The following is a 14,220-nucleotide window of genomic DNA, read 5'->3' on the forward strand; positions in this document are numbered from 1 at the left end:
CCCCGGAAAGACGATGGCGCGATGGTCTCAGCGCCCCTGCGCAGTCGTCCCCTTGTCTTTCAGTGCCGCGACCAGACCCGACAGCCCGTTGCGGACGTGCTCGCGGAGGCGCTGGCTCGCCAGCGCGGCGTCGCCAGCGGTCAGCGCAGCCAGGATCTGCTCGTGCTCCTGGATCGCCATTTTCCAGCGCTTCGGCCAAAGGTTCGACGAATAGCGGGCACGATCGACCCTCAGTGCCAGCAGCTCCCAGATCCAGAGCAGGACGGGATTGCCGGAGAGTTCGACGATGCGGCGATGGAAGGCCTTGTTGGCCTCGAAATAGCCCGGCAGCTCGTCGCGGGTGTGATGCAGCATCATCCGGTAGTGCAGCATGCCGATCTCGGCGACGGCCTCGTCGGTGGCCCGCGCCGCGGCGAGCTCGCCGGCCAATCCCTCGATCGTCGAGACGACATCGATCAGCGCCTCGATCTCGCCGACGTCGAGCTCGGCAACCACTGAAGACTTGTTCGGCAGCGCGCGTAGCAGACCATCCTGGGTCAGCGTCTTGATCGCCTCGCGCACCGGCGTGCGCGAGACGCCAAGTTGCAGGCAGAGCTCGCGCTCATTCAGTTTCGCGCCCGGCGCCAGTGCCCCCGTGACGATCAGATTGCGCAATTGCGCGACGGTGCTGCCGTGCAGGGCGCCCTTGCGCCGCCCCGGCTCGGGCTGCGGAACCTTGGCGAGAAGCGCTGCGAGCGGGGTCGTGTCGGCCGGACTATCCATGACGCTCTGTATATCGCGCGGCCGGCTCGCTGTCGAAAAATTCTTGCATACAAGAATTCAGACACCTAGAACGGAGCCGCCGGCTAGCCGGCATCCCTTTCCGCAATCCGGGCAGCGCCATGCATATCGTCGACCTTTCCATGCCGATCGCGCCGCATTTCCGCTGGCCGGTGGAGCTTTCGATCAAGGGCGACATCGCGGCGGGCGACCAGTTCCGGGTCTCGAAGATCAACGGCCCCTGCCATGGCTTCTCGCATGTGGATGCGCCCGCCCACTTCGTCGCCGGGGCGCCGACGATCGAGGCGACGCCGCTTCGCCAGGTGGTCGGCCCCTGCCGCGTGCTCGACCTCAGCGGGCGCCCGGCCAACGAGCCGATCGGGCCCGACCATCTCGCCGCCGCCGATCCCGGCGGGGCCGATAGCGAGATCCTGCTACTCGCAACCCAATGGAACGACCGGCGCGACTACCAGGACAGGAGCTTCTGGACGCAGGCGCCCTGGCTGACGCTGGAGGCGGCGCAGTGGCTGGCGGAACGCAAGCCGAGCGCCGTCGCCTTCGACTTCCCGCAGGACTATCCGATCCGCCTCCTGCTCGAAGGCAAAGAAGTGCCCAAGCCCGAGCATGTCACCCACGATGTCCTGCTCAGCCATGGCGTCACCCTGATCGAATACGTCGTCAACACCAGCAAGCTCACGGCACCGCGCAACCTGTTCTCGGCCGCGCCGCTGCTGATCCCGAACGCCGACGGTGCCCCTGCCCGCATCTACGCCATCGAGAGCCTGGCCGTCTGACGGCCGCCGCCCTGCCCTCTTCATCGAAAGCGACCCTAGTGAATATCGAGAACCTGTTCGCGCTGAAGCCCAGCGCTCCCGATCGCGTGATCTCCGCTGCCTTGGTCGGCGCCGGCGAATTCGGCGCAAGCTTCATCGGCCAGGCCCGGCGCGCGCCGCATATCGAGCCGCGCGTGGTCTGCGACCTCGACATCGGCCGCGCCCGCAAGGCGGCGCTCGCCGGCGGCCTGACCGAGGGCGAGATCATCGCCTGCCATAGCGCTGCCGAGGCGAAGGCGGCGCTCGAACGCGGGCTGGTCGCGCTGATCGGCGATGCCGCGCATCTGGAAGGTCTTGCCGTCGATGTCGTCGTCGAGGCGACCGGCGATCCCGAAGGCGCGGCGATGACCGCGCTCGCGGCGATCGAAGCCGGCCGCCATCTCGTCATGGTGACCAAGGAGGCCGAGTGCATCATCGGCCCGATCCTCGCTCACCGCGCCAGGCAGAACGGCGTCGTGCATACCCCCGTCGACGGCGACCAGCCGAGCCTGCTGATCGGGTTGATTGGCTGGGCGCGTGTTCTCGGCCTGCCGATCGTCGCCGCCGGCAAGTCATCTGAATCCGATTTCGTCTGGGATTCGGAGGCCGGCACGGTCACGGCCTGGGAGAAAGCTGTGCCCGCCGCCGATTTCGCCGCGGCCTTCGGCAAGCTCGGCAGCGACCCGCTTAGCTTACTCGACGCTCGCGCCAGGCTGCCCTTCCCGCGCGCCACCGTGCCCGACCTCTGCGAGATGGGCATCGTCGCCAACCATACCGGGCTGATGCCGGACGTTGCGGCGATGCATGCACCGATCGCCCGCACCACCGAATTGCCGAGCCTGTTCCGGCCGGCGGCCGAGGGCGGCCTGCTCTCCGGCACCGGCCGGGTCGACATGTTCAACTGCCTCAGGCGGCCGGACGAGCTTTCCTTCGCCGGCGGCGTCTTCGTCATCGCCGAGACGCCGGATCTCGCCACCGGCAAACTCTTTGCCGGCAAGGGCATCCCCTGCTCGCCAGATGGCCGTTATGTCCTGCTGCACAACCCAGTGCATCTGCTCGGGGCGGAGGCGCCGATGTCGGCGCTGTCGGCCGCCCTGCTCGGCCAGTCGACCGGCGGCGCCGAGGTCCTGCCGCGCGTCGACCTGACCGCACGGGCGAGCCGTGACCTCGAGCCCGGCGAGACCCTGACCATGGGCTACCGCCACGTCATCGAGGGATTGGAGCCGCAGTTGACGCCGGCCCGTCCGCTCGGGCCGAGCGAGCCCGTCCCCTACTACCTCACTTCCGGTCGACCAATTGTGCGCAAGGTGGCGCGCGGCGCCGTTGTCACCTGCGCCGACGTTGCGCTCGACGAGAGCACCACGCTGGTTCGCCTGCGCCGCGAGCAGGACGCGCTGTTCAACCCCGGCGCGCTTTGACTTTGCGACAACATTCTGTATGCAGCATACAATAATCGACAAAATTAAAGCGGGCGACCGCTGAGGAAACGATCGGGAGGCAGGGATGACGGGCGCAAGCACCGGACCCGCCGGGCACAATCCGGAGCACCCCTGCCTTCCGCAGCGGCGGAGCTGAGCCATGCCGGCGAGCCCCGACCAGCGCGCCCGCTTCCTCGCCTCAGGCGCCGATGACGAGCTGCCGATCGTCGACGCCCATCACCATTTCTTCGACCTCGCGCGCAATTATCACCCCTGGCTGAGCGACCACCCGGTCGCCTTCCGCTATGGCGACTACAGCGCGATCAAGCGCGACTTCATGCCGGCCGATTATCGCCGCGCGATCGACAGACATCTCGTCGTCGGCAGCGTGCTGATGGAAGGCGAATGGGATCCGCGCGATCCGATCGGCGAAATGCGCTGGGCCAGCGAAGTGGCCCGCGAGCACGGCCTGCCCAGCGCCGCGATTGGCCAGATCTGGCTCGACCGCGAGGATGTCGGCGAGGTCGTCGCCGCCTATCGCGACCTGCGTCTGGTGCGCAGCGTCCGCCACAAGCCCAAGGCCGTTGCCCGCGAGGATCACCAACCGGATTTCGCCGCTGCGGGCTCGATGCGCGATCGAAAGTGGCGCGACGGCTATGCGCAGCTGGTCGGGGCCGGGCTCAGTTTCGATCTGCAGACGCCTTGGTGGCATCTGGGCGAAGCCGCCGAGCTTGCCCGCGATTTCCCGGCGACGACCATCATCCTGAACCATGCCGGCCTGCCGGCTGACCGCAGCGCCGAGGGGCTCGCTGCCTGGCGCGCGGCTCTGGACCGGCTGGCGCGCGAGCCGAACGTCGTCGCCAAGATCTCCGGCATCGGCGTGCCCGGACAAGCGTGGACACTGGCATTGCAGGCGCCGGTGATCGCGGGCGTGATCGAAACCTTCGGCGTCGAGCGCTGCGCCTTCGCCAGCAATTTCCCGGTCGACAGCCTCTGCGCCTCGTTCGGCACGATCTTCGACGTGTTCAAGGCCGCGGTCCGCGAGCGGCCGGCCACCGAGCGCCTCGCTTTGTTCCATGACAACGCCGCGCGCTGGTACAGGCTCGCCGCCGACGGAGCCGCCTGATGAAGTTACGCGCTTTGCTCCTGCGCCTGACCGAGGATGTGCTGATCGCCGGCTTCGTCGTGATGATCGCCATGGTCTTCGGCAATGTCGTGCTGCGCTACGCCTTCAGCTCCGGCATCATCTCCTCCGAAGAGCTGTCGCGGCTGATCTTCGTCTGGCTGACCTTCGGCGGCGCCTTCCTGGTGGCGAAGGACGGCCAGCATCTCGGCATGACCACTGTCGTCACCATGCTCGGCCGCAATGGCCGCTGGTGGTGCCGGCTCGCGGTCGAGGCGCTGTCGCTGCTCTGCATGGGAATGCTGGTGGTGGGCTGCTGGCAGCAGGCTTCGATCAATATCGAGAACCACCAGCCGGTCACCGGCGTACCCGTCGCGGTGACCTATCTCGCCGGCCTCGTCGGAGGTCTCGGCATCGGCGCGCTCAACCTGATTGCACTGGGGCGGCTGCTGACCGGCCGCATGCCCGATGACGAGCTCGTCGTCGGGGCGGAATCGGAAGAGCTCACCGCCTTCGAGAACCAGCAGGCGGCGGAGAAGCGCTCGTGACCGTCTTCATCTTCCTGGGGTCGCTCATCGGCGCGATGGCGCTCGGCATGCCGATCGCGATGGCGCTGCTCGTCTGCGGCGTCGCGCTGATGCTGCAGCTCGGCACCTTCGACTCGCAGATCTTGGCGCAGAACCTGATCGGTGGCGCCGATTCCTTTCCGCTGATGGCCGTGCCGTTCTTCATGCTGGCGGGTGAGCTTATGAATGCCGGCGGCTTGTCGCGCCGGATCATCGCGCTCGCAGTGACGATGGTCGGACACGTCCGCGGCGGGCTGGGCTACGTCGCGGTGCTGGCGGCGCTGGTGATGGCGAGCATTTCAGGCTCGGCTGTCGCGGATACCGCCGCGCTCGCCGCGATCCTGCTGCCGATGATGAAGCAGGCCGGCTACAACTTGCCGCGCGCCGCCGGGCTGATCTCGGCCGGCGGCATCATCGCGCCGGTGATCCCGCCCTCGATCGGCTTCGTCGTCTTCGGCGTCGCTGCAGGCGTCTCGATCACCCGCCTCTTCCTTGCCGGAATCGTGCCGGGCCTGCTGATGGGGCTGGCGCTGGTGATCACCTGGTACATCGTCGCGCGCGACGAGCCGGCGGCGCGCCCTCAGCGCGCCAGCGTGCGCGAGGTCGGGCGATCCGCACTCGACGGGCTCTGGGCACTCGGCCTGCCCTTCCTGATCATCGGCGGCATGAAGGGTGGCGCCTTTACGCCGACGGAAGCTGCGGTCGTCGCCGCGGTCTATGCCGGCTTCGTCGGTGGCTTTGTCTATCGCGAGCTGAAATTCGAGCATCTGCGCCCGGCCATGCTCAGCGCACTCAAGACCTCGGCCGCGGTGATGTTCCTGGTCGCGGCGGCGATGGTTTCGGCTTGGCTGATCACCATCGCCGACATCCCGAGCCAGGTCGCGAGCCTGCTCGGCCCGCTGATCGAATCGAAGATGCTGCTGATGCTCGCGATGATGTTCCTGGTCATCGTCGTCGGCACGGCGCTCGACTTCATCCCGACCGTGCTGATCCTGACGCCGGTGCTGATGCCGATCGTCAAGCAGGCGGGCATCGATCCGGTCTATTTCGGGGTGATGTTCATCATCAACAACGCCATCGGGCTGCTGACCCCACCGGTCGGCGTCGTCCTGAACGTCGTCTGCGCCGTCGGCCGCATCCCGATGGACAAGGTCGTCCGTGGCGTCATGCCCTTCCTGCTGGCACAGGTCGCTGTGCTTCTGCTGCTGATCCTCGTGCCGGAGATCGTCACCGTGCCGGCGCGCTGGTTCTACGGGCGCTGACGCGCCCTGCTCTGCCTGCCCAACCAACAACAAGGACCGGAGGACGCCACCATGACCATCACCCGCAGGACTGCCCTCACCGGCGCCGGCGCCGGCATCGCCCTCTTCGCCATCGGCCGCCCGGCGCTGGCACAGGCGGTAAAGCTGCGCTTCGCCCATCCCCATCCGGAGGCCGATAGCTGGCACAAGGCGGCGCTGCTCTTCGCCGAGCAGGTCAAGGCCAAAAGCCAGGGCCGCTATGAGGTCCAGGTCTTCGCCAATGGTGCGCTCGGCTCGGACGCGCAGACGATCAGCGCGGTGCGCGGCGGCTCGCTCGACATCTGCCTGACCGGCAACCCGTTCTTCACGGGGCTCGCGCCCAAGCTCAACGTGCTCGACCTGCCCTTCCTGATCCAGAGTCGCAAGCACGCCGCCGCCGTGATGGACGGCCCGATCGGCGACGGCCTGCGCAAGGAGCTCGAAGGCTCGAACCTGAAGGCGCTCGCCACCTGGGAGATCGGCTGGCGCAACCTGACCAACAACCGCCGCCCGGTCGCGACCGCCGCCGACCTCAAGGGGCTGAAGATCCGCACGACGCCGAACCCTGCCCATATCAAGGCGTTCCAGCTGCTCGGCGCGATTCCGACTCCGATGGCCTTCACCGAGCTCTTCACCGCGCTGGAAACCGGCACGGTCGACGGCCAGGAGAACCCGGTGACGCTGATCCTCAACGCCAAGTTCAACGAGGTGCAGAAGCATCTTTCGCTGACGCGCCACGCCTTCACCACCGGTCCGCTGGTGATGAACAAGACCAAGTTCGACGCGATGCCGGCCGACATCCAGCAGATGCTGCCCACCATTGCTGTGGAGATCGCCGGCATCCAGCGCCAGATGAACGAGGATACCGAAGGCTCGAGCCTCGCCGAGCTGAAGAAGGCCGGCATGCAGGCGGTGGAGACGCCCGATCGCGAGTCCTTCGCCAAGGTCGTCACCGCCGAGGTCGAGAAGGAGTTCGTCGGCAAGTACGGCAGCGAGGTGTTGGACGCGATCAAGAAGGCCGCGGTCTGACATTACGGACGCTAACACCGTCATGCTCGCCCTTGTGGCGAGCGTCCACGTCTGGAACACCACGCGGCAGGAAGGAAGACGTGGATGGTCGGGACGAGCCCGACAATGACGGGGAGGCTCGCCTTCGGAGATGAAATTTCTCCCAATCTCGATCGGGCGAACCGGGCATTCCTGAGCCAGGCCGGCCGATAGATGGTTCTGGCTTTTTGCGCGCCGTCATGGCGGACAGCACCGGCAAGACATAGCTCAGCGCTCCTGAGCCATGTCCTTCCGAGGGCCTACCATGCCGACGACCCGCCAGCTTCACCTCGGGGCCTTCATGCGCCCCGTCAGCATTCATACCGGCGCCTGGCGCTATCCTGGCGCCTATCCGGATGCCAATTTCAACTTTGGCCACCTGAAGCGCTTCGCGCAGAAGCTGGAGGCCGGCAAGTTCGACGCCTTCTTCATGGCCGACCATCTCGCCGTGCTGAACATGCCGGTCGAGGCGCTGAAGCGCAGCCACACGGTGACCTCGTTCGAGCCCTTCACCCTGCTCTCGGCCCTCGCCGGCGCGACCGAGCGCATCGGCCTCGTTGCAACCGCGTCCACCACCTTCGACGCGCCCTATCACATCGCCCGGCGCTTCGCCTCGCTCGACCATATCAGCGGCGGCCGCGCCGGCTGGAACATCGTCACCACATCGAATCCGGACGCCGCGCTGAACTTCGGCCTCGATGCCGAGGTCGACCACGGCGAACGCTATGACCGGGCGCGCGAGTTCTACGATGTCGTCACCGGCCTGTGGGATTCATTCGCCGACGACGCCTTCATCCGCGAGCGCGACAGCGGCATTTATTTCGACCCGGATAAAATGCGGCGGCTCGATCACAAGGGCGAACATCTCTCGGTGCGGGGCCCGCTCAACATCGCAAGACCGCCGCAAGGCTGGCCGGTGATCGTCCAGGCCGGCGCCTCGGAGCCCGGCCGCCAACTCGCGGCCGAGACGGCGGAGGTCGTGTTCGCGGCCCATGGCACGCTCGCGGCCGGCCAGGCCTTCTACGCCGATGTGAAGGGGCGCATGGAGGCAATCGGCCGGAACCCCGACCATCTCAAGATCCTGCCCGGCGTGCTGACCGTCGTCGGCGACAGCGTCGAGGAAGCCCGCAAGAAGCGGGCTCTGCTCGATTCCTTCGTCCATTACGACAGCGCCATCGCCTCGCTCTCGATCGCGCTCGGCCATGACGCCACCGGCTTCGACCCGGATGGCCCTCTGCCGGAGATCCCCGAGACCAACCACAGCAAGAGCGGGCGCGAGCGCACGATCGCGCTCGCCCGCCGCGAGAACCTGACCGTCCGCCAGCTCGCGCAACGGCTCGGCGGCTATGGCGGGCTCGCCTTCGTCGGCACGCCGAAGACGATCGCCGACGAGATGGAGCAATGGCTGACCGAGCGCGGCAGTGACGGTTTCAACGTGATGTTCCCCTATCTGCCGGAAGGGCTCGACGACTTCGTCGACAAGGTCGTGCCGGAACTGCAGCGCCGCGGCCTGTTCCGCCGGGAGTATCAGGGACCGACGCTGCGCGACCATCTCGGCCTGCCGCGGCCGGCCAACCGGCATTTCGCCTGAACCTTCCCCGGTGAGCCGCCGCCGGGGACGATTTCGCCAATTGTCATCAAATCTTTGAACAGCCGTTTCATTGACCCGGAAGCGGTGATTGCGAATGATTTGAAGATCGAACCGCAGCGATGCGGGCCGGTCGCGGGATTTGCCGGAGCAGCTTGCACCGCGTCACCAAAGCTAAAAGCGCCACGAGACTGTCGTGGGCTCCCAGTCTGGAGACGCATGATGGTCTACGTGCTCTATTTCGCCACAAGGCAGCTGCGGCGGCTCTCCGCCTTCCTGCTCTGGACGCGCAGCTGCCCCCCGCCCTCCGACCGGCCATAACCCTCGCAAAATCCACTCAGGCGGCGCATATCCAGCCTCGACTTATGGAGGCGACAATGTTCCAGGCGGCGACGATCTCGGCCAGCGACAAGCCGGGCTTCTACCGGGAGCTCGTGCAGCAGCTCGAAGGCCTGCTGCATGGCGAGCGCGACGCGATCGCCAATGCCGCCAACCTCTCCGCCTTGCTCTACGACGCGATGCCGGCTCTGAACTGGGCCGGCTTCTACCTGATGCGCGGCGGCGAACTGGTGCTCGGCCCGTTCCAGGGCAAGCCGGCCTGCGTGCGCATCCCGATCGGGCGCGGCGTCTGCGGCACCGCGGTCGCAAGGCGCGAATCCGTGCTGGTCGAGGACGTGCACGCCTTCCCCGGCCATATCGCCTGCGACGCCGCCTCGCGCTCGGAGCTGGTCGTGCCGCTGATCCGTGACGGCGAGGTCATTGGCGTGATCGACCTCGACAGCCCGGAGCCCGGCCGTTTCGACGCCGATGACCAGGCCGGCATCGAAGCGATCGCCAGCCTCTATCTCGAAGCCAGCGACCGCTTCTGAAGGCTCAGCCGACCCGGCGCGGATCGGGCTTGCTGCGGTTGGCGCCCTGGCGCTCCAGCATCCAGCCCGGATACTCCTTCGGTAGGGCGCTGACCGCATTGAGCGCTGCCAATTCATCGGCAGTGAACGTGATCTCGCTGGCGGCGATGTTCTCGTTCAGTTGCTCGATCCGCTTGGCACCGACGATCACGCTGGTCACTGCAGGCTGGTGCAGCAGCCAGGCGAGTGCCACCTGCGCAACGGACGCCTTGTGCGCCTGCGCGATCAGACGCATCGCGTCGATGACGTCATAGCCACGCTCGCGATCGACCGGCGGGAAGTCGAAACTGGCGCGCCGGCCCTCGCCGCCCTGCTCGTTGCGGCGGTCGTATTTGCCGGAAAGCAGGCCGCCGGCGAGCGGACTCCAGACCATCAGCCCGACCTTCTCGGAGAGCAGCATCGGCGCGATCTCGCGTTCGAGGTCGCGGCCGGCGATGGTATAATAGGCCTGCAGCGAAGCGATGCGGGCGAGATGCCGGCGTTCTGAGATGCCAAGGGCCTTGGCGACCTGCCAGGCCGCCCAGTTCGAGACGCCGACATAGCGGACCAGCCCCTGCCGGACGAGCGCATCGAGCGCATCGAGCGTCTCCTCCATCGGCGTGACGCTGTCGAAGGCATGGATCTGGTAGAGGTCGATATGGTCGAGCTGGAGCCGCTTCAGGCTGGCCTTGGCCTGTTCGAGGATGTGATAGCGGCTGGCGCCCGAGCCGTTCGGCCCCTGCCCCATCCGGCCGTAGACCTTGGTGGCGATCACGACCTCGTCGCGGGCGATGCCGAGATTGCGCAGGGCCTGGCCGGTGATCTGCTCGGAATTGCCCTCGGCGTAGACATTGGCGGTGTCGATGAAGTTGATGCCGGCATCGAGCGCGGTCTTCACCAGCACATCGGACTCCTGCTGCTCTAGCCGGCCGATATTGCCCCAGATTCCGGTATCACCGCCCCCGAAGGTCATGGTGCCCAGGCACAATTCGGAGACGAGCAGGCCGGTCTGGCCAAGCGTTTGATAGCGCATGACGTGTCTCTTTCGACGATTGGATTTTTTCGACTGACGAGGCCGCGGCGGGAAACGCCCGTATGGCGCGGGGCGGCCTGCACATAGGATAGGAGCCCACCCCGGCCGCGCGCAACGCGGCTGCACTCACCGTTGCGTGATCAGCCGGCTACAATCAGTTCGCAGCGGGCGTCACGGATCATCTGCGCGGTGGCGGAAGGCGGCTGCCTGTCCGTTACCAGGGTCGAGATCTCGCTGAGATGCGCCAGGCGCGACATGGCTGCGCGGCTGAATTTGGTATGGTCTGCGAGGAGCACCGACCGCCGCGCATTGCGCAGCATGGTGCGCCCGACCACGGCCTCGTCGTCGCGGTATTCGAGCAGGTTCCCCGCCGTGTCGATGCCGCCGATGCTGGTCATGTGCAGGTCGCAGCGATAGTTCTCGATGAAGGCGGCGGCGTGCATGCCGCCGCAGGCCCGGTTCGGTCCGAGCCAATAGCCGCCGGTGATCAGGATCGAGATCTCCGGGCACTTGTCGAGGATCGCCGCTGCCGCCGTGCTGTTGGTGACGACACGCAGGCCGCGCGGGCGACGCTCGGCGATCGCCTTGGCGAGCGCGTCCATGGTCGTTCCAGGCGTGATGAACAGCGACGTCCCCGGCGTGACGAGTTCGGCAGCGGCCTGTGCCATCGCGGCTTTCTCGGCGGCCGTTTCGACAACCCGCAAGCCGTAATCGGTATTTACGGTCGAGAGGTTGGCGCTGGCGCCGCCATGATGGCGGCGCAGCAGGCCGCGGTCGGCGAGGTCCTGCAGATCACGTCGCACGGTCTGCGGCGTGACGTTGAAGGCCGAGACGATCTCCTCGATTGCGACATAGCCGCGCTTGCCGAGGATTTCGAGGATGTCGGCGTGACGTTTGCTCAGCGGTTCCATTGCAGGCCTGCCTCAGAGCCGAACCCGGATGGGTTGTATCAACCTATCGATGAAACCGTCTCTACGATCACTTGTGCCTAACGCGCAATGCGCGTTTGCGAAAATGGTGTTGCGAAAGTGAAAGCGTCGGGCATCATCCGCTTCGCCGCGCAACCGGATCCTGCCGGCGATACCGACAACGAGATCCGGCGGGACGAAACATGCTCACGATGCGGCCAGGGAGTCGGCGGATGCCCCGCCATGCGCGCCTACCCCAACCCACCCATCCGCGCATGGAGCGCGGGCTGTGAGCGGCCGCCAGATCGTCTGTGTCGGCAATCTCGTCCAGGACGAGGTCTTCGAGGTCGAGGCCCTGCCCTCGGCCGGCATCAAGACCGGCGTGCTTGCTTATGCCGAGCGCTTCGGCGGGCCTGCCGCGACGGCTGCGGTGGCGATCTGCCATCTCGGCGGCCGAGCGGCCTATTGGGGCCGCGTCGGCGCCGATGCTGCCGGCGAGACCGGGTTGCGGCTCTTGCGCGGACACGGTGTCGACTGCGACGGTGTCGCCATCCTGCCCGAAGGACGCACGCTCAGGGCGATCGTCCTGGTCGACCGGCGCGGCGAACGCAGCATCGTCTCGAACCGACGTAGCCTGTCGCAGGATGCGAGCGTGCTGCCGCAAGGTGGGCTAACGGAAGCCGGCGCCGTATTGGCCGATACGCGTTGGCCAGGCGCCGCGGCGGTCGTGCTCGACCGCGCCCATGACGCCGGTATTCCGAGCGTCCTCGACGTCGATGGCGGCACGCCGGAGGATAATCGGCGATTGATCGCCAAGGCCGACCATATTGTGTTCTCGGCCGAAGGCCTGCGCGATTTCGCTGGCGACGGCCCAGCCGAAGAGCTGCTGCGGCGCTGCGCCAACGGCTCCGACAAGGTCTTCGCCGTGACGCGCGGCACGGCCGGCAGCCTCTGGCTGATCGCCGGCGAACTCGTCAGCGTCCCCGCCTTCAAGGTCGCGGCGAAGGACACCACCGGCTGCGGCGACGTCTTCCATGGCGCCTATGCCCTCGGGCTCTGCGAGGGACGGAGCCCTGTCGACGCCGCGCGCTTCGCCGCAGCGGTTGCAGCGCTCAAGGCCGAGCGCGGCAATGGCTGGGACGGCATGCCTGATCGCGCCGCCGTCGAGGCCGTGCTGGCGAACGGCGAGACACACCCGCACTGAGCCTGCGTTAGATTGCGCATTGCAACATGATTTATGCTGCAATGCGCGAAAACGATAATATGACTTGCGATAACGAAAACAGCATGCATTGATTGCGAACGTGACGCGACGGGCCCCGGCCCGCCCCGCCGGAAGCCCCGGCGCTCTCCGTTTCGAAGCCGTTTTCGAAGGTATGACCCATGGCATGCGCCTCGCTCGCTGAGCTGACCGACGACCTCAAGGCGATCGGTGTCGATCTCGCCGGCTCCTCGCCCGACTTCAGCAAAAGCAAGCGTCCGCCGGATGCGATGATCGACCGATGGGCCGAAACGGCGGCGCTGGCCGAGCCGGAGACGCGCGCGGTGGCGATCTGGGCGATCCGCGAGGCCGCCCATGCCGCCGGCATCGTGCCGGCCTCGATCCAGGAGCTTTATCTCGCCTGCGCCGCCGGCAAATGGTCGGGCAAGACCGTGCCGGCGATGAACCTGCGCGGCTGGAGCTATCACACCTGCCGCTCGGTCTTCCGCGCCGGCAAGGAGCTCGATTCCAAGCTGTTCATCTTCGAGCAGGCGGTGGGCGAAGCGCTCTACGCCCAGCAGCCGCCGCTGGAATACGCCGCAGCAGTGCTCGCCGCGGCGCTGCGCGAAGGCCATGTCGGCCCGGTCTTCCTGCAGGCCGATCACGACCAGATCAACGCCAAGGCCTATCTCGCCGACCCGAAGGCGGAAGTTCGCAAGCTCGAGGGCATCATGCGCGAGCAGGTCGCGGCCGGCATGTACAGCATCGACATCGACGCCTCGACGGTGGTCGACCTGTCGCTGGCGACGGTCGAGGACCAGCAGCGCGTCAACGCCGAACTCACTGCGCATTTCACCGAGTTCGTCCGCGGCATCGAGCCCAAGGGCATCTCGATCTCGCTCGGCGCCGAGATCGGCGAGGTCGGCCACGAGAACACCACGCCGGAAGAGCTGCGCGCCTTCATGAAGGTCTATCTGGCGGAGATGGGAAAGCGCAGCGCCAAGCTGCCGATCGTCAGCAAGATCTCGATCAACTCCGGCACCTATCATGGCGGCAAGGTGCTGCCGGACGGCACGCTCGCGCAGGTCAATGTCGACTACGAGCTCCTGAAGACGATCTCGACCATCTGCCGCAAGGACTACAACATGGCGGGCGCGGTCCAGCACGGCGCCTCGACCTTGCCCGGCACGCAACTCGCCAAGCTCCCGGTGGCGGAAGCGGTCGAGGTCCATCTCGCGCTCGGATTCAACAACCTGATCTTCGACCACCCTGCCCTGCCGCAGGCACTGAGGGACCAGATCCGCGAGTACACCTTCGCCAATCACCTCTCCGAGAAGGGGGCGGGCGAGACCGATGCGCAGTTCTTCTACAATACCCGCAAAAAATCCTGGAAGGTGATGAAGAAGCCATTCTGGGAGATGCCGAAGGAGGCAGAGACCGCGATCATGGCCTCACTGCAGGAGATGTTCCGCAACATGTTCACCTGGATGAATGTCGGCGGGACGAGCAGACTGGTCGACGAGAACACCACGCTGGTCCAGGTCGCACCACCGGTGCCGGAGGCCCTGCGAAAAGCCCGCGCCGCCTAAACACCTGTT

13 protein-coding genes are annotated in these 14,220 nt (G+C 66.7%); 10 read left to right on the forward strand and 3 right to left on the reverse strand.

Going from position 1 to position 14,220, the window contains the following annotated elements:
- Nucleotides 1-27 precede the first annotated feature (27 nt).
- On the reverse strand, nt 28-762 hold the full coding sequence (locus BLM15_RS08600; RefSeq protein WP_126112204.1) for a GntR family transcriptional regulator: 735 nt from the start codon (nt 760-762) through the stop codon (nt 28-30).
- A gap of 119 nt (nt 763-881) precedes the next feature.
- Between BLM15_RS08600 and BLM15_RS08605 the strand changes: the two genes are divergently transcribed.
- From BLM15_RS08605 to BLM15_RS08640, 8 genes are all read left to right on the forward strand, one after another.
- Nucleotides 882-1,553, forward strand: a complete 672-nt coding sequence (locus tag BLM15_RS08605; RefSeq protein ID WP_126112206.1) for a cyclase family protein — start codon at nt 882-884, stop codon at nt 1,551-1,553.
- A 38-nt stretch (nt 1,554-1,591) separates the two neighbouring features.
- Nucleotides 1,592-2,989 carry a flagellar biosynthesis protein FlgA gene (locus tag BLM15_RS08610; RefSeq protein ID WP_126112208.1) on the forward strand — a complete coding sequence of 466 codons (1,398 nt, stop codon included), beginning with the start codon at nt 1,592-1,594 and terminating at the stop codon, nt 2,987-2,989.
- A gap of 160 nt (nt 2,990-3,149) precedes the next feature.
- Nucleotides 3,150-4,115 carry an amidohydrolase family protein gene (locus BLM15_RS08615; protein WP_126112210.1) on the forward strand — a complete coding sequence of 322 codons (966 nt, stop codon included), beginning with the start codon at nt 3,150-3,152 and terminating at the stop codon, nt 4,113-4,115.
- Complete coding sequence (locus tag BLM15_RS08620; protein ID WP_126112212.1) at nt 4,115-4,660, forward strand: TRAP transporter small permease; 546 nt, start codon at nt 4,115-4,117, stop codon at nt 4,658-4,660. The genes BLM15_RS08615 and BLM15_RS08620 overlap by 1 nt, the downstream gene beginning before the upstream one ends.
- 35 nt (nt 4,661-4,695) lie before the next feature.
- A complete protein-coding gene (locus BLM15_RS08625) occupies nt 4,696-5,940 on the forward strand; it encodes a TRAP transporter large permease subunit (protein ID WP_442859454.1) in 1,245 nt (414 codons plus the stop codon).
- Nucleotides 5,941-5,991: 51 nt separating this feature from the next.
- Entirely contained in the window at nt 5,992-6,987 is a 996-nt protein-coding gene (locus tag BLM15_RS08630) for a TRAP transporter substrate-binding protein (protein WP_126112216.1), read from the forward strand.
- A 283-nt stretch (nt 6,988-7,270) separates the two neighbouring features.
- The gene (locus BLM15_RS08635; protein ID WP_126112218.1) at nt 7,271-8,596 is read left to right on the forward strand and encodes an LLM class flavin-dependent oxidoreductase; all 1,326 of its coding nucleotides are present in this window, start codon (nt 7,271-7,273) and stop codon (nt 8,594-8,596) included.
- A 374-nt stretch (nt 8,597-8,970) separates the two neighbouring features.
- Nucleotides 8,971-9,462: a GAF domain-containing protein gene (locus tag BLM15_RS08640; RefSeq protein ID WP_126112220.1), complete on the forward strand. Its 492-nt coding sequence runs from the start codon at nt 8,971-8,973 to the stop codon at nt 9,460-9,462.
- A gap of 4 nt (nt 9,463-9,466) precedes the next feature.
- On the opposite strand, the gene BLM15_RS08645 is transcribed toward BLM15_RS08640, so the two are convergent.
- Nucleotides 9,467-10,513, reverse strand: coding sequence for an aldo/keto reductase (locus BLM15_RS08645; RefSeq protein ID WP_126112222.1), 1,047 nt, complete (start codon nt 10,511-10,513; stop codon nt 9,467-9,469).
- 140 nt (nt 10,514-10,653) lie between these two features.
- A complete protein-coding gene (locus BLM15_RS08650; RefSeq protein ID WP_126112224.1) occupies nt 10,654-11,424 on the reverse strand; it encodes a DeoR/GlpR family DNA-binding transcription regulator in 771 nt (256 codons plus the stop codon).
- A 286-nt stretch (nt 11,425-11,710) separates the two neighbouring features.
- Between BLM15_RS08650 and BLM15_RS08655 the strand changes: the two genes are divergently transcribed.
- Together BLM15_RS08655 and BLM15_RS08660 are read left to right on the forward strand one after the other, a co-directional pair.
- Nucleotides 11,711-12,625: a PfkB family carbohydrate kinase gene (locus BLM15_RS08655; protein WP_164547443.1), complete on the forward strand. Its 915-nt coding sequence runs from the start codon at nt 11,711-11,713 to the stop codon at nt 12,623-12,625.
- Between the two features lie 179 nt (nt 12,626-12,804).
- Nucleotides 12,805-14,211 (forward strand): beta/alpha barrel domain-containing protein, encoded by a 1,407-nt coding sequence (locus BLM15_RS08660; protein WP_126112228.1) that lies wholly within the window; start codon nt 12,805-12,807, stop codon nt 14,209-14,211.
- Nucleotides 14,212-14,220: the final 9 nt, after the last annotated feature.

Origin of the sequence: Bosea sp. Tri-49 (genome assembly GCF_003952665.1) — a bacterium.
Lineage (GTDB): Bacteria > Pseudomonadota > Alphaproteobacteria > Rhizobiales > Beijerinckiaceae > Allobosea.